The sequence below is a fragment of the Stenotrophomonas sp. 82F1 genome, from assembly GCF_056861525.1.
Map to the genome: position 1 here is coordinate 30720 of NZ_JBSPUD010000027.1, position 19473 is coordinate 50192.

Below are 19473 nucleotides of genomic sequence, written 5' to 3' on the forward strand. Positions count from 1 at the left end.
CCCGTGGCGCGGGGCCTGGGCCCCGCGTTGTTCAACCGTTTGATCGTCTGGTCCAGCGGAGCATCGCTCCGCTCTACAGGACCTCGATTACCAGCTGCCGGTGGTCTTGAACTCGACGATGCCCTTCTTGAAGGCACCTTCGATGTCGTTGTCCCAACCGCCGGTGGCGTTGACCTTGCCGATCAGCTCGCCCTGGGTGTTGGCGAAGTGCGCGTGCAGGCCTTCTTCGAACGCCAGCAGCTTGCTGACCGGCACGTCGTCGAGGTAACCCTCGTTGACGGCGTAGATCGACAGCGCCTGGTTGGCGATCGACATCGGCGCGTACTGCTTCTGCTTCATCAGCTCGGTGACGCGCTGGCCGCGCTCCAGCTGCTTGCGGGTGGCTTCGTCCAGGTCCGAGGCGAACTGCGCGAACGCAGCCAGCTCGCGGTACTGGGCCAGCGAGATACGGATGCCGCCAGACAGCTTCTTGATGATCTTGGTCTGTGCCGAACCACCGACGCGCGACACCGAGATACCGGCGTTCACGGCCGGGCGGATGCCGGCGTTGAACAGATCGGTTTCCAGGAAGATCTGGCCGTCGGTGATCGAGATCACGTTGGTCGGAACGAACGCGGAGACGTCGCCGGCCTGGGTTTCGATGATCGGCAGCGCGGTCAGCGAACCGGTCTTGCCGGTGACCTTGCCTTCGGTGAACTTCTCGACATATTCCTCGGACACGCGGGCAGCGCGCTCGAGCAGACGGGAGTGCAGGTAGAACACGTCACCCGGGTAGGCTTCACGGCCCGGCGGGCGCTTCAGCAGCAGCGAGATCTGGCGGTAGGCCACGGCCTGCTTGGACAGATCGTCGTACACGATCAGCGCGTCTTCGCCGCGGTCCATGAAGTACTCGCCCATGGTGCAGCCCGAGTAGGCGCTGATGTACTGCATCGCGGCCGATTCGGACGCGGTGGCAGCCACCACGATGGTGTGCGCCAGGGCGCCGTTCTCTTCCAGCTTGCGCACGATGTTGGCAACGGTCGAGGCCTTCTGGCCGATCGCTACGTACACGCACTTGATGCCGGTGCCCTTCTGGTTGATCACCGCATCGATGGCCAGCGCGGTCTTGCCGGTCTGGCGGTCACCGATGACCAGCTCGCGCTGGCCACGGCCGATCGGGATCATCGAGTCGACCGACTTGTAACCGGTCTGCACCGGCTGGTCGACCGACTTGCGCCAGATCACGCCCGGCGCAACGCGCTCCACCGGAGCGGTCAGCTGGGTGGCCAGCGGGCCCTTGCCGTCGATCGGCTCGCCGAGCGCGTTGACGACGCGGCCCAGCAGTTCCGGACCGACCGGCACTTCCAGGATGCGGCCGGTGGTCTTGGCGACGTCACCTTCGCGCACTTTCTCGTAGCCACCCAGGACCACGGCGCCGACCGAGTCGCGCTCCAGGTTCAGGGCCAGGGCGAAGGTGTTGTTCGGCAGTTCGATCATTTCGCCCTGCATCACGTCGGCCAGACCGAAGATGCGCACGATGCCGTCGGACACGCTGGTCACGGTGCCTTCGTTGCGCGATTCCGCGGCCAGCTTGACCTTCTCGATGCGGTTCTTGATCAGTTCGCTGATTTCGGAGGGGTTGAGCGTGGTTGCCATCGTCAAGTCCTAGTGCCGGCAGCGGGGCCGGACGTTAAATGAATTCAGTTAGCGAGCGCGGTCTGCAGACGGGCCAGCTTGCCCTTCAGCGAACCATCGATGACCACGTCGCCGGCGTCGATCACAGCGCCGCCGATCAGCGAGGCGTCGACCGCAGTAGCCACTTCGACCTCGCGGTTGAAGCGCTTGCGCAGCGCGGCCTTGATCGCGTCCAGCTCGGCAACCGACAGCTCGGCCGCGGAGGTCACCGTGGCCTTGACCACGTGCTCGGCCTCGGCGCGCAGTGCGTCGAACATGCCGGCGATTTCCGGCAGCAGCGGCAGACGATGCGATTCGGCAAGCACAGCCAGGAAGCGCGAGTAGGTCTCGCCGCGGGACTCCGGCGCCAGCAGGGCGACGGCGTCATCGCGACCCAGCTCCGGGTTGGCGAGCAGGGCCGCCACGCGCGGGTCGGCGGCGACGTGGGCGGAGAACGCCAAAGCGTCCGACCACGGCGCGAACGCGCCTTCGTCACGCGCGGTCGCGAAGGCGGCGCGGGCGTACGGGCGGGCAAGCGTGAGGGCCTGGCTCATCCTTAAATCTCCGAGGCCAGCTCGTCGAGCAGCGCCTTGTGGGCGTTGGCGTCGATTTCGCGCTTGAGCAGCTTTTCGGCACCGGTCACGGCCAGCGCGGACACCTGCTTGCGCAGATCTTCACGGGCACGGTTGGCGGCGGCGTCGATTTCGGCCTGGGCCAGGTCCTTCTGACGGGTGGCTTCGGCAACAGCTTCGTTGCGGGCCGCGTCGACGATCTGGTTGGCACGCGCGTGGGCCTGGTCGATGATCTCGTTGGCCTTGGTGCGGGCTTCCTTCAGCGCTTCATTGACCTTGTCCTGCGCCTGGGCCAGATCTTTCTGGCTGCGGTCGGCAGCAGCGAGGCCTTCAGCGATCTTCTGCTGGCGCTCTTCGATCGCGTTCATCAGCGGCGGCCAGATCTTGGTCGCGATGAGCCAGATCAGGGCGGCAAAGGCCAGGGCCTGGGCGATGAGGGTAAAACCGATATCCATGGGGTTCGCTCAGTCGGTTGTGACGGGATGGAAGCGCCGCCACACGGGCGGCGCCTCCGAACCTTCATCCGCGACCAGGCACCTGCGGCGCCCGGTCGTTTCGCTTTCGCTGGATCAGCCAGCGATTGCCGGCAGGCGCGAGACGAACTCGCCGACCATCGGGTTGGCGAAGGCGAACAGCAGGCCCACGGCGACCGAGATGATGAAGGCGGCGTCGATCAGGCCGGCGGTGATGAACATGCGGACCTGCAGGACCGGGATCAGTTCCGGCTGGCGCGCGGCCGACTCCAGGAACTTACCGGCCATGATGGCCAGACCCAGACCGGCGCCCAGCGCGGCCAGGCCGATCATGATGCCGACGGCGAGGACGGTGGAGCTCTGAACTTGGGCGAGATTGGTCAGGACGGCGAAGTACATGGTTTTCTCCAGGAACTTGATTGCTAAGGGTTTAGAAACAAACGGATGAAGGGTGAAGCGAAACTCAGTGAGCGTCTTCCGACAGGCTCAGGTACACGATGGACAGCATCATGAAGATGAAGGCCTGCAGCGGAATCACCAGAAGGTGGAACAGCATCCAGCCGAAGCCGGCAAACGCGCCTGCAAACATGCCGGCGATACCTGCACCGCCCAGCACCCAGATCAGCAGGAACACGATTTCACCGCCGAACATGTTGCCGAACAGTCGCATCGCCAGCGAGATCGGCTTGCTCAGCCACTCGACGATGTTCAGGATCAGGTTGAACGGCATCATCCACTTGCCAAACGGTGCGGTCAGGAATTCCTTGGCGAAACCGCCAAAGCCCTTGGCGCGCAGCGCGAAGAACAGCATCAGGAAGAACACGCTGATCGACATGCCGAGGGTGGCATTGACGTCGGCGGTGGGGACCGGCTTCCAGTACGGCACGCCCATCAGTTCGAGCGGCTTGGCGATGAAGTCGGCCGGGATCATCTTGATGAGGTTCATCAGGAGGATCCAGAAGAAGATCGTGATCGCGATCGGGGTCACCAGCTTGCTGGTGCCGTGGTAGGTGTCCTTGGCCTGGCGGTCAACGAACTCCAGGCAGATCTCGACGAACGCCTGCCACTTGCCCGGCACGCCGGAGGTGGCCTTGCGGGTGCCGAGCCAGAAGGCGACGACCATCACCAGGCCCATCAGCAGCGAGGTCACCAGCGTGTCCACGTGGATTGCCCACGGAGAGCCATGACCTGCCGTCAGATTGTGCAGGTGATGCTGGATGTAGGAGGTGGGTGTAAGCGCCTCGCCTGCCATGTGTCCGGAACCTTAAGTTAAATGAATTCGATTAGCGCCTGGCCATGGCCAGGACCTGGAACATCAGCCCGACGGCGATACCGGTCAACAGCGCCAATGCAGGCAGCTTGAAGACCAGGAACCCCACCATCAGGACACCAAAAACGAGCGCCCACTTGGCCACGATCGCAACGATCAGGCGTGCCATGGCCGAACCGGCCCCCAGCGCACCACCACCCAATGCCATCCGTGCCGCCACCCAACCACCGGCCGAAACCGCCACACCGGATGCCAGGGCACCAAGGGCATACTTCGGCCCTACCAGCAGGAAGGCCAGAGCCAGGACAGCCACTGCGGCCAGCGGGTAGACCGCGGCGCGCAGCATCAGTCGCCGACCCGTTTCTACGGAGTTCAGCACAGGACGTCCCGCGTGGTTACAAGTGGATGGCTGAGGCGACTACAGCAGGGGGGCCTCATCGAGCCGCCAAATTATAGCAATGGGACAATTTGCGAGACAACCGGTGCCTGTTCATATCGGAACAGCGCAAGTTGCGGTAAGGGCTGCGGTTTTGCAGCCCACCACGGGGACAATGACAACTGCGCGATGTTGCGCCGCAACGTATTGAACTTTGGTCGCAGACGATGGAACTTTCCGCCGACGGTGATGGTCCGATCCTGCGACCTGCCTGCAGCTACCTCGTCGACGCTTCGCCTGCAGGTCCCATGATGGCCCCGAAGCGCCGCTCCGGGGCCATCTTTTCGCGCGGCACCGACAGCGCTGAACCGTCCACATCGCGTGGACCATACTTTCACGAATGGTGGACAGCGACGTCCGGCAAAGTGGCCTTCATTCCGATGAACCACTGCAAGGACTCTTCGATGCGCTCCGTTCCCACCCTGCTCGCCCTCTCGCTTCTCGCCGCCGGCGCGTCGTTCGCCTCCGCCGCCCATGCCGCCGAAGGCGATGACCGCTTCGCCCTGCGCCTGGGTGCGATGAACATCGACTCGGACAACACCCTGCGCGGCAACACGAATGTCGCCGGCCAGGACATCGGCTTCTCCGAGGACTTCAAGCTGGGTGGCAAGGAATGGGAGCCGCGCATCGACGGCATGTTCCGCATCAGCAACCGCCAGCGCCTGCTGTTCAACTACTTCAAGTACGACAAGGACCGCCGCGAGACGCTCGGCCAGGATATCTCCTTCGGCAACGTCAACGTGCCGGCCGACAGCTTCGTCAAGGCCGAGCTGAAGTACCAGGTGGCCAGCCTGGTGTATGACTACTCGGTGGTGGACACCGAGAAGTTCGACCTCGGCCTGCAGCTGGGTGCCGAATACGCCAAGGTCAGCACCAAGGGCTACGCCGATCTGGGCACGGTGTATGAAGGCCAGTTCCTGGACGAGAAGACCGACGGCGTGGCGCCGGTGGTCGGTGCACGCCTGAGCTTCACCCCGTCCGAAAAGTGGATGATCACGCTGCAGGGCCAGTACCTCAACACGCGCTGGGGCAGCTTCGACGACTACAAGGGTGACCTCAGCCGCGCCAACGCGATCGTCGATTACCGCTTCACCCCGAACTTCGGTGTGTTCGCCGGCTACGACTGGTTCAAGCTGGACGCGGACAAGAAGGGCAGCGACGGCACCATCGGCCTGAAGCAGGAATTCAAGGGCCCGGTGGCCGGTATCAGCGTCACCTTCTAAGCCCTGCGCCTCTTCCACAACGCTCTCTCCTGGCGCGGCCTCCGGAATATCGGGGGCCGCGTTTTTTTTGGGTTTCTGACAGAAGAGCAGAAGCGGGTTGGTCGAGCGCTGGAGGGAGAGGGGGCTGCGTGCGAATGTCCCCCGGCGCCGGCCTGCGGCCGTCACCTCCTCCTTTACTTCGCACCCAGCCCCCTCTCCCTCCGCGTGTCAGGCATCCACGCGGCCGTTGCCGTGGCAGCGGTTGTGGCTCCTCTTTCCGCAAGCCGAGCCGCTGCGCGGGCGGCAGGCGTTTGGACAAAGTAAAGGAGGAGGCGACCGCCGCAGGCGGGCGACGGGGGACATTTGTCGAAATGCCTGCCGCCCGCGCAGCGGCCCTACAGCTCGCAAAAATCCGGAACGGAGAAGCAAAAAAACCCCGGCAATGCCGGGGCTTTTTGTTCGCAAAGGCGCGGACGCCTTATTTCTTCTTCGGCATGTACAGATCGGTGATCGTGCCGTCGTAGATTTCCGAGGCCATCGCCACCGATTCGCTCAGCGTCGGGTGCGCATGGATGGTGTGGCCGATGTCCTCGGCCTCTGCACCCATTTCAATGGCCAGGCCGATCTCGGCCAGCAGATCACCAGCATGCACGCCGACGATCGCACCACCGATGATGCGGTGGCTGTCCTCGTCGAAGATCAGCTTGGTGAACCCCTCGGTGCGACCGATACCGATCGCGCGGCCGCTGGCGGCCCACGGGAACTTCGCCACGCCGACCTTCAGGCCCTTGGCCTTGGCTTCGGTCTCGGTCACGCCGACCCAGGCGATTTCCGGGTTGGTATAGGCCACCGACGGAATCACGCGGGCCACCCATTCCTTCTTGTGGCCGGCAGCCACTTCAGCGGCCAGCTTGCCCTCGTGCGTGGCCTTGTGGGCCAGCATCGGGTTGCCGACGATGTCGCCGATGGCAAAGATGTGCGGCACGTTGGTGCGCATCTGCCGGTCGACCGGAATGAAGCCGCGGTCGGTGACCTGCACGCCGGCCTTGTCCGCGTCGATCTTCTTGCCGTTCGGCGAGCGGCCCACGGCCACCAGCACGCGGTCGAAGGTGCCCTGCGCCAATGCCGGCGTCTGCCCTTCCTCGGCGGCTTCGAAGGTCACGGTGATGCCCTTGGCGTCGGCGGTCACGCCGGAGGCCTTGGTCTTCAGATGGACCTCGATGCCCTGCTTCTTCAGGCGGTCGGCCAGCGGCTTGACCAGGTCCTTGTCGGCGCCCGGCATCAGCTGGTCCATGAACTCGACCACGGTGACCTTGCTGCCGAGCGCGCCATACACGGTGGCCATTTCCAGGCCGATGATGCCGCCACCCACGACCAGCAGCGAACCCGGCACTTCGGCCAGTTCCAGTGCGTCGGTGGAGTCCATCACGCGCTTGTCGTCCCACGGGAAGTTCGGCAGCTTCACCGCCTGCGAACCGGCGGCGATGATGCACTTCTGGAAGCGCAGCAGCTGGGTGCTGCCGTCTTCAGCCGTGATCAGCAGTTCGTTGGCCGACACGAATTTGCCCACGCCCTGCACGTTGCGGACCTTGCGCTGCTTGGCCATGCCGGCCAGGCCCTTGGTCAGCTGGTTGACGACCTTTTCCTTGTACTGGCGCAGCTTGTCCAGGGTGATGGTCGGCTTGCCGAACTCGACGCCGAAATCGCCGGCGTGGGCGACTTCGTCGATCACCGCAGCGGCATGCAGCAACGCCTTGGACGGAATGCAGCCCACGTTGAGGCAGACGCCGCCGAGGCTGGCATAGCGTTCAACCAGCACCGTATCCAGGCCGACGTCGGCGGCACGGAAGGCGGCGGTGTAGCCGCCCGGGCCCGAGCCCAGCACGACCATTTCGCATTCGATGTCGGCGGCCTTGCCACTGGCCAGCGCCGGCTTCGGCGCTGCAGGCTCGGCCGGGGCGCGGTGCGACGGGGTCACCGGCGGCTTGCTGGCCGGAGCGGCTGCAGCCGGGGCCGGCGCAGCGGCCTTGGCAGGCGTTTCAGCGGTGCCGTCGGACTCCAGCAGCACGACGACGGCGCCTTCGGACAGGGTGTCGCCCAGCTTGACCTTGATTTCCTTGACCACGCCAGCGGCCGAGGACGGCACTTCCAGGGTCGCCTTGTCCGACTCCAGGGTCACCAGACCCTGGTCTTTCTTCACCGTATCGCCAACGGCGACCAGCACTTCGATCACCGGTACATCGCTGTAATCGCCGATGTCGGGAACCTTGATTTCAATCGTGGCCATGGTGGGTTTTCCTCGTGCCCGACCGGCGTGGCCGGTGGGCTGTCACTGCGTTTCGACAGGCGGCCGCGCCAGGGGCAGCGGCCGCACGGTGGGGGCGAAGCGGTGCCTTACAGCAGCACGCGGCGCATGTCGGCCAGCACCTGCGAGAGGTACGTGGTGAAGCGTGCGGCCAGGGCGCCATCGATGACGCGGTGGTCGTAGCTCAGCGACAGCGGCAGCATCAGCTTCGGTGCGAACTCCTTGCCGTTCCAGACCGGCTGGATGGACGACTTGGAGACGCCGAGGATGGCCACTTCCGGGGCATTGACGATCGGGGTGAACGCGGTGCCGCCGATGCCGCCCAGCGAGCTGATCGAGAAGCAGCCGCCGCTCATGTCGGCCGGGCCCAGCTTGCCGTCGCGCGCCTTCCTGGCCAGCTCGCCGGTTTCCTGCGCGATCTGCACCACGCCCTTCTTGTCGACATCGCGGATAACCGGAACGACCAGGCCGTTCGGGGTATCGGCCGCGAAACCGATGTTGAAGTACTTCTTCAGGGTCAGGTTCTCGCCACTTGCATCCAGCGAAGCGTTGAACTCCGGGAACTGCTTCAGCGCCGCAGCGCTGGCCTTGATCAGGAAGGCGAGCATGGTCAGCTTGATGCCGGCCTTCTCGTTCTCCTTGTTCAAGGCCACGCGCAGGCCTTCCAGGTCGGTGATGTCGGCCTGCTCGAACTGGGTCACGTGCGGGATCATCGCCCAGTTGCGGGCCAGGTTCGCACCGGAGATCTTCTTGATGCGCGACAGCGGCTGCACTTCAACGTCGCCGAACTTGCTGAAATCGACCTTCGGCCACGGCAGCAGGTTGAGGCCACCGCCGGCGGCCACGGTGCCACCGGCAGCCGCCGGGGCTCCACCGCTGAGCGCAGCCTTGACGAACTTCTGCACGTCGGCCTTGGTGATGCGGCCGCCCTTCTCGCTGCCGCTGACCTGCAGCAGGTCGACACCCAGCTCGCGGGCGAACACGCGTACCACCGGCGATGCGTAGGGCACCTTGGCCGGCAGCACGCCATCGGCGTTGAACTGCACCGGCGGGCTGCTCGGCGCGCCGGCCGAGGGGGCGCTGGCGATCTCGCGGGCAGCCAGCTTGTCCGGCTGTGCCGGCACGGCGACCGGCTCGACCTTGGTGGCCGTCTCGGCGGCGGCCGGGGCGGCAGCGGCGGCGGCCTTGGCCGGGGCCGGGGCGGCAGCGCCTTCGGCTTCGATGATGGCGACCACGTTGCCCTGCGACAGGTTGTCGCCGACCTTGACCTTGATTTCCTTGACCACGCCGGCGACCGACGACGGCACTTCCATGGTGGCCTTGTCGCTTTCCAGCGTGACCAGACCCTGGTCCTTCTTCACCGTATCGCCCACGGCGACCAGCACTTCGATGACCGGAATACCGCTGTAGTCGCCGATATCCGGCACCAGCGCTTCAACCGCGCCGCCGCTGGCAGCGGGGGCGGCAGCGGCCGGAGCCGGAGCCGGAGCGGCAGCGGGAGCCGCCTGGGTGGCAGCGGCCGGAGCAGCGGCCTTGGCCGGTGCCGGCGCAGCGGCAGCAGCGGCCGGCCGGGCAGCCTCGCCGTCGGCCACTTCGATCAGCGCCACGACCTTGCCTTCAGACAGGCTGTCGCCCAGCTTGACCTTGATTTCCTTGACCACGCCGGCCACCGAGGACGGCACCTCCATGGTCGCTTTATCGCTTTCCAGCGTGACCAGGCCCTGGTCCTTCTTCACCGTATCGCCGACGGCAACAAGCACCTCGATTACCGGGATATCGCTGTAGTCACCGATATCGGGGACACGTGCTTCCTTGATTTCGGCCATGGGGAGAACTCCGGCAATCTGGTGTAGGGAAACGTCTATTGTGCGGCCAGCGGGGGCCTGCGCCAACCGTTACAGGTGTTTTCAGTACGCACGCAGCCGGGACACGTTGTTGCTCATGGCCTGCCGGCGCTTCCAGTCGGTAGCGTATTGTCCTGTCGATGTCCGCTTGATGTCGCCAGTGCGACGGCCACCGGCTGCCAGGCCTGGCGCAGGCGCGGCAACGACCATGCTGCATTGGCCGGACTGGTGGACGGCAGCGCCAGCACGGTTGGCGAGGCGGCCAGCTGCGGCTGCACCCAGCGCTGGAAGGTCTGCATCGCCGCGCCACCGTTGCAGCCGATCAGCTGCAGGTCAGGCAACGCGGCGATCAGTGCGGGAAGTGCATTGGCCACTTCCGTGCCACGCACGATGTCCGCATCCAGGCTGCCGCGCCGCTCGCAGCGGCCGATCACATCCCACAGGCCGACACCATTGGCTGCCAGCGCCTGCAGTCGCTGCGCATACGGCAACGACGGATCGAAGCCGCACAGATCGCCAAGCAGAGGCCAGAAACGATTGCGCGGGTGCGCGTAGTAATGCTGTGCCTGCAATGACGCGATACCGGGCATTGAACCCAGCAGCAACACCCGGCAATCCGCGTTCACCTGCGCAGGCAGGCCGATGCACAACGTTGCGGCGCTCACATCTTCTCCAACTGCATGAATATTCCGGAAGGGCAGAAACCACGTGAGAACAAGCGTTTCGCGCTGTTCGCTGAACAATGCGAACTAATTTTTAACGCGCGTCGGATTCGATTCATGTTGGGGCGACTACGGTGTGCTCGCCCCGCAACCGGGGGCCCAAAACAAGAAACATTAGGAGATTCCCCCATGCGCTCCATCCGTATCCTGAGCCTCGCCCTGCTGACCTCCGCCGCGTTCGCACCGGCTGCCTTCGCGCAGGACAGCAGCACCACCGACACCGCCTCGGGCAAGCATTTTGCCGTGGTTGGCGGCGTCTCGCTGCTGCAGCCGAAGAATGACCCGATCGACGGCATCAAGAAGGTCGATGGCGGCCCGGCACCGACCGTCAGCTTCAGCTACTACATCAACGACAACTGGGCCGTTGAACTGTGGGGCGCTGCAGACAAGTTCGACCACAAGGTGAAGGGCCCGGGCAATGCCCGCCTCGGCAGCGTCGAGCAGCAGCCGGTCGCACTGAGCGGCCAGTACCACTTCGGTCAGGCCGACAACGTGTTCCGTCCGTTCGTGGGCGTGGGCTACTTCCAGTCGGCTTTCAGCAATGAAACGCTGGCCGACGGCAGCGACTCCGACATCCGCCTGAAGGATGCCAAGGGCGTGATCGGCACCGTCGGTGTGGACATGAACATCAACTCGACCTGGTTCGCCCGTGCCGACGCCCGCTACATGCGCTCGCGTCCGGACGTGAAGGTCGGCGGCGAGAAGATCGGCGAAGCGAAGATGGATCCGTGGACCGTCGGCTTCGGCATCGGCGCCCGCTTCTAAGCGCTTCTGCGTCATTGTTGTACCGCGACGGGCCCTTCGGGGCCCGTCGTCGTTTCCGTCACCCGGGTTCCGCCTGTAGAGCCGAGCCCATGCTCGGCTGCTTTTTTGTAGAGTCGAGCCAAGCCCGCTATCCCGAGTCGAGCGGCGGGCTCCGCGCGCATTGCGATGCGTTACGTTCAATGGCGCCCACGGTCAATGGAAGCGCGGCTCTACATAAACAAGATGCGGAGGCGCGATGGACGAGGTCGACCTGCTGGTGATCGGCGGTGGCATCAACGGTGCCGGAATCGCCCGTGATGCCAGTGGCCGTGGCCTGAAGGTACTGCTGTGCGAACAGCACGACCTGGCAGCCCACACTTCCAGCGCCAGCAGCAAGCTGATCCATGGCGGCCTGCGCTACCTGGAGCAGAGCGAGTTCGGCCTGGTGCGCAAAGCGCTGGGCGAGCGCGAAGTGGTGCGCCGGCAGGCGCCGTTCCTGGTGCGGCCGCTGTGCTTCGTGCTTCCGTGGCAACCGCACCTGCGGCCTCGCTGGATGCTGCGCCTGGGGCTCTGGCTGTACGACCACCTGGGCCGGCGCAGCCCCGCCTTCCCTGCATCGCGCAGCATGGATCTGCACGACGATCCGCTCGGCGCGCTGCTGTCGCCACAGCTGCGGCAGGCTTTCAGCTACGCCGATGCGCAGGTGGACGATGCACGGCTGGTCATCCTCAACGCGCTCGACGCAGCGCAACGGGGTGCGCGCATCCTGACCGGCACGCGCTGCGTGGATCTGCGACGCGAGCACGGGCGCTGGCGCGTCGTGCTGGAAGGCACGTCAGGCCATCAGCAGACCGTGCAGGCGCGGGCGGTGGCCAACGCCGCAGGCCCCTGGGCGGGCGGCCTGCTGGAGCGGATGCACGCCCGTAGCGGCGGACCTGCGCTGCGCCTGGTACAGGGCAGCCACATCGTGCTGCGCCGCCCCTGGCCGAACGACAGGGCCTGCCTGCTGCAGCAGCCCGACGGCCGCGTGGTGTTCCTGCTGCCCTTCCACGACCATCTGCTGGTCGGCACCACCGACACCGACTATCGCGGTGACCCCGCACGCTGCAGTGTGCTGCCTTCGGAAGTGGACTACCTGTGCAGTGCTGCCAATGGCTACCTGCGCGATCCGATCGCGGCGGCCGAGGTGGTCTGGCGGTTTGCCGGCGTGCGCCCGTTGCTGGCCGACACGGACCCGCGCGCGGCGAAACTGAGCCGTGACTACCGCCTGCAACTGGACACCGACGGTGCGCCCGCGCTGCACGTGCTCGGCGGCAAGCTGACCACCTATCGGGTGCTGGCCGAGGAAGCACTGGATCTGTTGCGCCCCCATCTGCCGCCCGCAGGTCCGGCCTGGACGGCGGCAGGCGACCCGTTGCCCGGCAGCGACTGGGGTGATGCCGGGCAGGCACGCAAGCAGCTACAGCAACAGGCCCCCTGGCTGCCGGAGGCCACACTGCGGCGCTGGGCAAGCGCCTATGGCAGCCGCAGCTTGGATCTGCTGCACGGCGCGCGCACCCTGTTCGATCTGGGCGAAGACTTTGGCGCAGGCCTGCACGCACGCGAGGTGGCGTTCCTGTACGACCACGAGTGGGCCCGCAGCGCCGAGGATGTACTGTGGCGACGGAGCAAGCTGGGGCTGCAGATGGATGCGGCGCAGGCGGCACGGCTGCAGGCGTGGATGGATTCACATTGCCGGTAGTGCCAGGCGCAGCCCGGCGCCGCCGATGCATTACGATTCCAACATCGCCACTGGAGACGCTGCATGACGCCCCGCTACGTGCTGGCCATCGACCAGGGAACCACCAGTTCGCGCGCGATCCTGTTCGATCGCGCCGGCGACACCGTCGGCAGCGCACAGCGCGAGTTCGCCCAGCTGTTTCCGCAGCCGGGCTGGGTCGAGCATGACCCGCGCGAGATCCTGACCAGCGTCTACGCCACGATCACCGAACTGCTCAGCCGCGAACAGATCGATCCCCGCCATATCGCGGCGCTGGGCATCACCAACCAGCGCGAAACCACTGTGGTCTGGGACCGCGCCAGCGGCCAGCCGATCCACAACGCCATCGTCTGGCAGTCGCGGCAGAGCCAGGCCATCTGCGAGAGACTGAAGTCCGGCGGCCACGAAGCGCTGATCCGCGAGCGCACGGGCCTGCTGATCGACGCCTATTTCTCGGCCACCAAGATCCGCTGGATCCTCGATCACGTCGAAGGCGCGCAGCAACGGGCCGAACGTGGCGAGCTGCTGTTCGGCACCATCGACAGCTGGCTGGTGTGGAATCTCAGCGGCGGCCAGGCGCACGTGACCGACTACAGCAATGCCGCGCGCACGCTGCTGTTCAACATCCATACCCTGGAATGGGACGATGACCTGCTGGCACTGCTGGACATTCCGCGCGCGATGCTGCCGCGGGTGCGCGATTCCAGTTCGGTATACGCGCACACGCGCCCGCAGTTCTTCTTCGACCATCCGATCCCGATTGCCGGCATCGCCGGCGACCAGCAGGCCGCGCTGTTCGGCCAGGCCTGCTTCCAGCCGGGCATGGTCAAGAACACCTATGGCACCGGCTGCTTCATGTTGATGCACACCGGCACGCAGGCCGTACGCTCGCGCAATGGCCTGCTGACCACCATTGCCTGGGGCCTGAACGGAAAGGTGGAATACGCGCTGGAAGGATCGATCTTCGTCGCCGGCTCGGTGGTGCAGTGGCTGCGCGATGGCCTGCGCATGATCGATCGTGCCGCCGACAGCCAGGCCTTGGCCGCACAGGTGCCGGACAGCGCGGGGGTGTATCTGGTGCCGGCCTTTGTCGGCCTGGGTGCACCGTACTGGCGCAGCGACGTGCGCGGTGCGATGTTCGGCCTGACCCGTGGCACCCGCAAGGCCCACTTCGTACGGGCAGCGCTGGAGGCGATGGCCTACCAGACCCGCGACGTACTGGATGCGATGCAGTCCGATGCGGGCATCTCACTCAGTGAACTGCGCGCCGATGGCGGCGCGATCGGCAACGACTTCCTCGCCGGTTTCCAGGCCGACATCCTCGGCGTGCCGCTGCTGCGCCCGCGGCTGACCGAGACCACCGCGCTGGGGGCGGCCTACCTGGCGGGGCTGGCGGTCGGCTTCTGGGAAAGCCGCGAGCAGATCGCGGCACAGTGGGGGCTGGATCGCCGCTTCGAACCGCAGATGGCGGTGGCCCGGCGCGAGAAACTCTACGCCGGGTGGCAGCAGGCCGTGGCCGCGACCCTCGCCTTCCACGTCGATTGACATTGTAGAGCCGAGCCATGCTCGGCTGCCGTTGGTGGAATGCCGAAAACAGCAGAGCCGAGCGTGGGCTCGGCTCTACAGGAAAGGCGGTGTCGACCAAGGTCGACATCTACCATTCAAATCAACAGATCAGCGCGGTCAGAACGCCGGCAGCACCGCGCCCTTGTACTTGGTCTCGATGAAGGTCTTCACCTGCGGGCTGGTCAGCGCCTTGGCCAGCTTCTGCACGCGGGCGTCGTCCTTGTTGTCCGGGCGGGCAACCAGGAAGTTCACGTACGGCGAGTCCTTGCTCTCGATCGCCAGCGCGTCCTTGGTCGGGTTCAGGCCGGCATCCAGCGCATAGTTGGTGTTGATCAGGGCCAGGTCGACCTGGTCGAGCACGCGCGGCAGCATCGCCGAATCCAGCTCGCGGAACTTCAGCTTCTTCGGGTTGGAGATGATGTCGCGCTGCGTGGCCAGCGCATTGGTCGGGTCCTTCAGCTCGATCACGCCGGCCTTGTGCAGCAGGATCAGCGCACGGCTGTTGTTGCTCGGGTCGTTGGGGATCACCACATCGGCCCCCTCACGCAGCTCGGCCAGCGACTTGATCTTGCGCGAGTACGCACCGAACGGCTCGATGTGCACGCCCACCACCTTGGTCAGGTCGGTCTTGCGATCGCGGTTGTAGGCATCCAGGTACGGCTCGGTCTGGAAGTAGTTGGCATCCACCTGCTTCTGCACCAGCTGGTCGTTGGGCTGCACGTAGTCGTTGAACACGCGCACGTCCAGCTCCACGCCTTCCTGCTTGAGGATCGGCTTGACCACTTCCAGGATCTCGGCATGCGGCACAGCGGTGGCGGCCACCACCAGCTTCTGCGAAGGCTCGCCGGACTTGCCGCAGGCGGTCAGTGCCAGCGCAGCGGCGAACAGGGGCAGCAACAGGGTCTTCTTCATGGGCGCAATCGATCTCGGGGGGAGTTGTCAGGATTTTTCATAGTTGGTCAGGGCCAGTTCCAGCAATGCCTTGGCCTGCTCGCGCAGCATCATCGGCTCGACGATCTCGGCATCGGACCCGTAATGCAACACGTCCATCAACAGTTCGCGCGACACGCTGTAAGGCACTTTCAGTTCATAGCGGCCATCGGCGAGGAAGCGGCCCTGCTGCTTGGAGTGCCAGTGTTCGTCGGCCACCCAGCGCGCGGCCTTGGCACTGAACAGGATGGTTGCCCAGCCCTTCGGCGCACCGGAGAAGATGCCGTAGCTGGCGCCCAGCTGCTCGTCCAGCTCGCTGTCGGCGACATCGCGGGCGGTGCTGTCGATCACCCGCGCCTTGTAGATGCGGTCCACCGCGAAGCTGCGCAGGGCCTCGCGATCATGGTCCCAGCCGTCCAGATACCAGTTGTCGCGGTAATGGGTCAGCCGCTGCGGCGATACCGTGCGCTTGGTCGCTTCGTCGGTCGAGCGGGCGCGGTACTCAAAGCCCAGCTGCTTGCGTTCCAGCACCGCCGAGGCGACCGAACGGAAGCTGGCTTCATCGAACTTGCGGCCACGGTGCGGAATCACCCGGACCCGGTCCACCGGCCAGCTGGAAACACCGGCCTGGGCGGCCAGCAGGCTCTCGATGCGCTGCTGCAGCGGTGCCAGCACCGAAGACAGCACGCCGCCGCCGGTGCGGGCCAGCAGGTGCTGCGAGGCCAGCAGGGCGTGCAGCTCTTCCGAGCTCAGCCACAGGCCGGGCAACTCGAAGCGGTCGCTCTCGTCGGCCAGGTAGCGGAAGCCGGCCTCGCCATCGCCCTCGATCGGCGCCATCAGCGCATCGCGCAGGAACGCCAGGTCGCGGTAGACGGTGGCCCGGGAGCAACCGAGCTTGTCCTGCAGGGTCGCCACCGTCACCGGATAGCGTGCGGACTTGAGCAGACGATGCAGGGCGGTGATGCGTTCGTATCGGTCCATGCCCCCGATTATGTCCGAGTCTCGGGCGTTGTGGCGGACGATTGGGCTATCGTGGGCGCCCCCTGCCCCGTGGAGCGCCCGATGCGCCGGTTGTCTGTCCTGCCCCTGCTGGCCTGCCTGCTGCTGGCCGCCTGCGACCGCGCACCGGTGCCCACCGAGGCGGCGACGCCCGTCCCCGCTGCCGATCCGGCACAGGCGGTGCTGTCTGCCAGCCAGCGGTTTGCGGCCCTGCGCAGCTTCCACGCCGAGCTGGAGGTGCTGGGTGCACAGCAACCGGTGCGCACCGCGATGGACTTCGTCGCCCCGGATCGCTTCCGGGTGCAGACCCCTGCCGGGCCGCAGGTGATCATCGGCGACACCATGTTCCTGCAGGCCGACGATGCGATCCGCCAGGTGCCGACCCCGCCGGGGCTGCTGGAACAATGGCGCAGCCCGCTGCCGGCCGATATCCCACCCCAGGCCCTGCAGGCCGAAGACCTGGGCGAGCAGACGCTGGATGGGGTCAGCACGCGCCACTACCGCCTGCGTGGCGCCACCGCCGGTGAACGCCTGGAGTACTGGGTGGATGCGCAGGGCCTGCCACGGCAGATCGTGCGCAGTGGCCACAACAACGGCAAACCCTTCCAGCTGCGGCTGCGGTACTCGCGCTTCAACGATCCTGCCCTGCAGGTCGACCTGCCCTGAATGGGCCCGGCCGACAACGTCTGCTGAAGCAGGCGGGACGGGCGATTCGGACGGTCATCACGCTTCCAGTATCATCACCGGCTGCCAACCGCTTCGGAGAAGCCTCGATGTCCCTGCGCGTGTCCCTGCTGGTCCCCTTGCTGCTCTGCGCCCCGCTGGCGTATGCGCAGGATGCCTCCGAACTGGCAGCAATGTCCTCGCCGTGGAGTGGCAGTGGTGGCGAACTCGGCTTCGCGTCGGCACGTGGCAACAGCAGCACCGAGAGCTTCAACGGCCGCCTGCGCCTGCGCTACACCGATGGCGACTGGGTGCACAGCATGGACCTGTTCGGCCTGCGCTCCAGCTCCAAGGTGACTGAAACCAGCGACGACGGCACCACCACCCGCCGCAACAACACTACTGCCAACCGCTACACCGGCAGTGCGGGCAGCGCGCTGCAGCTGGGCGAACATCGCCAGCTGACCGCCACGGTACGTACCGAGCGTGATGATTTCGCCACCTACGATCGCCAGAGCTCGTTCGGTCTGGGTTACGGCACCCGGCTTTGGAACACCGAGCGCTTCTCGTTCGACGCGCAGATCGGCCCCGGTGTGCGCCGCACCCACAGCACCGAGGACGACCGCACCCGCACCGGCCTGATCGGTCGTGGCCTGTTCGACCTGAAGTACTCGCTGACCGACAACACCGACCTGATCAACACCCTGCTGGTCGAATCCGGTTCGTACAACACCTTCGGCCAGAACGATTTCGGTGTCTCGGTGAGCATGAACGAGCACCTGGCGCTGAAGGCCGGCTGGCAGGCGCGTTACAACAGCGACGTCGCCGAGGACAAGCGCAAGACCGATACGCTGACCACGATGAACGTGGTCTACAAGTTCAAGTAAGCGAAACGGGCGCCAGGCGCCCGTTTTCTTTTCCGGTAGGTGCCCACCTTGGTGGGCACGATCCAGCGAACTCAGACGTTCAGCAGCTCGCCGGCACCCGCCTCCAGCAGCATCTTCGCCACGCGTTGGCCCAGCGCTTCCGGATCGCTGGCCGGGCCCACGGCGTCGGCACGCACCGCGCGGCCGTCACTGGCACTGCCGACCAGGCCCTGCAGGTGCAGATCCTGCGCCTGCCACTGCGCGATCGCCGCCACCGGCACATGGCAGCTGCCGTGCAGCGCGCGGTTCATCGCCCGCTCCGCTTCCACACAGGCGCGCGTGGCGGCGTCATCCAGGCCTGCGAACAGCGCCATCAGCGCGGCGTTGCCGCCATCGCACTCCACCGCCACCGCGCCCTGCGCCGGTGCCGGCAACCACTGCGGCGGCTGCAGGCGGGCGACGATGCGATTGCCCAGGCCCAGCCGTTCCAGCCCGGCCACCGCCAGCACGATGGCGTCGTAGCCGCCGTTGTCGAGCTTGGCCAGGCGGGTGTTGACGTTGCCGCGCAGGTCCAGCAGTTCCAGGTCCGGGCGCAACGCGCGCAGCTGGGCCTGGCGACGCAGTGACGAGGTACCGACGCGCGCACCGATCGGCAGCGCATCCAGCGACGCATACAGATTGGAGACGAAGCCATCGGCCGGATCGTGCCGGGTGAGCATCGCCGGCAGCGCGAACGGCGCATCCAGCTCCATCGGCACGTCCTTCAGCGAATGCACCGCGCAATCGGCCTCGCCCCGCAGCATGGCCAGTTCCAGTTCCTTGAGGAACAGGCCCTTGCCACCGATGGCCGCCAGCGAGCGATCCAGCACTTCATCGCCGCGGGTGCTCATCGGCACCAGTTCCACGTGTAGATCGGGATGTGCCTGGCGCAGGCGGTCGGCGACGTGTTCGCTCTGCCAGAGGGCGAGCGGGCTCTTGCGGGTGGCGATGCGGACGGTTTCCATCCGGGCATTATCGCGCCTATCGGCGGGATACGGCCAACGGCGGAGCCCCTCGTGGCTGAGAGCAACAGCTGGGCTTGGCCGGGCGGAGTGGGCTGCGCAGGGGTCGCTGCAAGTACGTCCATGTAAGCTCGGTCGCCGCTTACTCGTGTGCGCTGTCCTGCGCACACGGCAAGACCGGGGTTGGGCGTCCGGCCCAACCCGCCCGAGGCATGCCTCGGGCCCATGCGGCTCACGCCCCTGCGCAGCCCACCCCGACCGGCCTCTGACAGTTTCCGTGTGCGTCAGCCACGGAAGATCAAAAGAAAAAAGAAAAAAGCAGAAGCAGAAGCAACAGCCGGCGGCTTCCGGGGTCAGATCCCTTTTCCTCCGGAAAAGGGATCTGACCCCTCTTTCCCGCCCGATAACAACAATGCCTTTGCCGTCCGTCACCTGGAAATTCGCGAGGGTGAGGCGGGATGGGCGGGC

General features: G+C 66.0%; 19 protein-coding genes. 7 read left to right on the forward strand and 12 right to left on the reverse strand.

Translation table 11 applies throughout. The annotated features are described in order from the left end of the window. Window positions 1-87 precede the first annotated feature (87 nt). The 6 genes from atpA to AC13GI_RS19635 form a co-directional block, all read right to left on the reverse strand. A complete protein-coding gene (gene atpA, locus AC13GI_RS19610; protein ID WP_205405523.1) occupies window positions 88-1635 on the reverse strand; it encodes a F0F1 ATP synthase subunit alpha in 1548 nt (515 codons plus the stop codon). 44 nt (window positions 1636-1679) lie between these two features. Beyond that, a complete protein-coding gene (locus AC13GI_RS19615) occupies window positions 1680-2207 on the reverse strand; it encodes a F0F1 ATP synthase subunit delta (protein WP_089237051.1) in 528 nt (175 codons plus the stop codon). A gap of 2 nt (window positions 2208-2209) precedes the next feature. Next, window positions 2210-2680, reverse strand: a complete 471-nt coding sequence (locus tag AC13GI_RS19620) for a F0F1 ATP synthase subunit B (protein WP_025877365.1) — start codon at window positions 2678-2680, stop codon at window positions 2210-2212. Window positions 2681-2794: 114 nt separating this feature from the next. Continuing rightward, window positions 2795-3097 carry a F0F1 ATP synthase subunit C gene (gene atpE / locus AC13GI_RS19625; RefSeq protein WP_089237053.1) on the reverse strand — a complete coding sequence of 101 codons (303 nt, stop codon included), beginning with the start codon at window positions 3095-3097 and terminating at the stop codon, window positions 2795-2797. A gap of 64 nt (window positions 3098-3161) precedes the next feature. Beyond that, window positions 3162-3950 carry a F0F1 ATP synthase subunit A gene (gene atpB, locus AC13GI_RS19630; RefSeq protein ID WP_089237055.1) on the reverse strand — a complete coding sequence of 263 codons (789 nt, stop codon included), beginning with the start codon at window positions 3948-3950 and terminating at the stop codon, window positions 3162-3164. 31 nt (window positions 3951-3981) lie between these two features. Further along, entirely contained in the window at window positions 3982-4314 is a 333-nt protein-coding gene (locus tag AC13GI_RS19635; protein ID WP_482997120.1) for a hypothetical protein, read from the reverse strand. A gap of 494 nt (window positions 4315-4808) precedes the next feature. Here AC13GI_RS19635 and AC13GI_RS19640 point away from each other — a divergent pair, with 494 nt between their 5' ends. Continuing rightward, the gene (locus AC13GI_RS19640; protein WP_099820576.1) at window positions 4809-5627 is read left to right on the forward strand and encodes a hypothetical protein; all 819 of its coding nucleotides are present in this window, start codon (window positions 4809-4811) and stop codon (window positions 5625-5627) included. Window positions 5628-6084: 457 nt separating this feature from the next. Here AC13GI_RS19640 and lpdA read toward each other — a convergent pair whose 3' ends face one another. The 3 genes from lpdA to AC13GI_RS19655 form a co-directional block, all read right to left on the reverse strand. Then, window positions 6085-7893, reverse strand: coding sequence for a dihydrolipoyl dehydrogenase (gene lpdA, locus AC13GI_RS19645; RefSeq protein ID WP_482997121.1), 1809 nt, complete (start codon window positions 7891-7893; stop codon window positions 6085-6087). A 107-nt stretch (window positions 7894-8000) separates the two neighbouring features. Next, on the reverse strand, window positions 8001-9737 hold the full coding sequence (gene aceF / locus AC13GI_RS19650) for a dihydrolipoyllysine-residue acetyltransferase (RefSeq protein WP_482997122.1): 1737 nt from the start codon (window positions 9735-9737) through the stop codon (window positions 8001-8003). Window positions 9738-9850: 113 nt separating this feature from the next. Continuing rightward, window positions 9851-10420: a DNA-deoxyinosine glycosylase gene (locus AC13GI_RS19655; protein WP_099820573.1), complete on the reverse strand. Its 570-nt coding sequence runs from the start codon at window positions 10418-10420 to the stop codon at window positions 9851-9853. A gap of 186 nt (window positions 10421-10606) precedes the next feature. On the opposite strand from AC13GI_RS19655, the gene AC13GI_RS19660 reads away from it, so the two are divergent. From AC13GI_RS19660 to glpK, 3 genes are all read left to right on the forward strand, one after another. Next, window positions 10607-11242 carry an OmpW/AlkL family protein gene (locus AC13GI_RS19660; RefSeq protein ID WP_049464294.1) on the forward strand — a complete coding sequence of 212 codons (636 nt, stop codon included), beginning with the start codon at window positions 10607-10609 and terminating at the stop codon, window positions 11240-11242. Window positions 11243-11477: 235 nt separating this feature from the next. Further along, complete coding sequence (gene glpD, locus AC13GI_RS19665) at window positions 11478-12962, forward strand: glycerol-3-phosphate dehydrogenase (protein ID WP_482997123.1); 1485 nt, start codon at window positions 11478-11480, stop codon at window positions 12960-12962. 63 nt (window positions 12963-13025) lie between these two features. Continuing rightward, window positions 13026-14525: a glycerol kinase GlpK gene (glpK, locus tag AC13GI_RS19670; RefSeq protein ID WP_482997124.1), complete on the forward strand. Its 1500-nt coding sequence runs from the start codon at window positions 13026-13028 to the stop codon at window positions 14523-14525. A gap of 138 nt (window positions 14526-14663) precedes the next feature. Here the strand turns inward: glpK and AC13GI_RS19675 are convergent, their stop codons facing one another. Further along, a complete protein-coding gene (locus tag AC13GI_RS19675; RefSeq protein WP_482997125.1) occupies window positions 14664-15458 on the reverse strand; it encodes a MetQ/NlpA family ABC transporter substrate-binding protein in 795 nt (264 codons plus the stop codon). A gap of 27 nt (window positions 15459-15485) precedes the next feature. Then, complete coding sequence (locus AC13GI_RS19680) at window positions 15486-16457, reverse strand: helix-turn-helix transcriptional regulator (RefSeq protein WP_025877388.1); 972 nt, start codon at window positions 16455-16457, stop codon at window positions 15486-15488. Window positions 16458-16538: 81 nt separating this feature from the next. On the opposite strand from AC13GI_RS19680, the gene AC13GI_RS19685 reads away from it, so the two are divergent. Together AC13GI_RS19685 and AC13GI_RS19690 are read left to right on the forward strand one after the other, a co-directional pair. Then, entirely contained in the window at window positions 16539-17141 is a 603-nt protein-coding gene (locus AC13GI_RS19685; protein WP_482997126.1) for a LolA family protein, read from the forward strand. A gap of 107 nt (window positions 17142-17248) precedes the next feature. Next, window positions 17249-18025, forward strand: a complete 777-nt coding sequence (locus AC13GI_RS19690; protein ID WP_025877391.1) for a DUF481 domain-containing protein — start codon at window positions 17249-17251, stop codon at window positions 18023-18025. 71 nt (window positions 18026-18096) lie between these two features. Here the strand turns inward: AC13GI_RS19690 and hemC are convergent, their stop codons facing one another. Further along, on the reverse strand, window positions 18097-19008 hold the full coding sequence (gene hemC / locus AC13GI_RS19695; protein WP_482997127.1) for a hydroxymethylbilane synthase: 912 nt from the start codon (window positions 19006-19008) through the stop codon (window positions 18097-18099). 222 nt (window positions 19009-19230) lie between these two features. Between hemC and AC13GI_RS19700 the strand changes: the two genes are divergently transcribed. Further along, window positions 19231-19473, forward strand: a 243-nt coding sequence (locus AC13GI_RS19700) for a hypothetical protein (RefSeq protein ID WP_482997128.1), incomplete at its 3' end; no start/stop codon positions are given.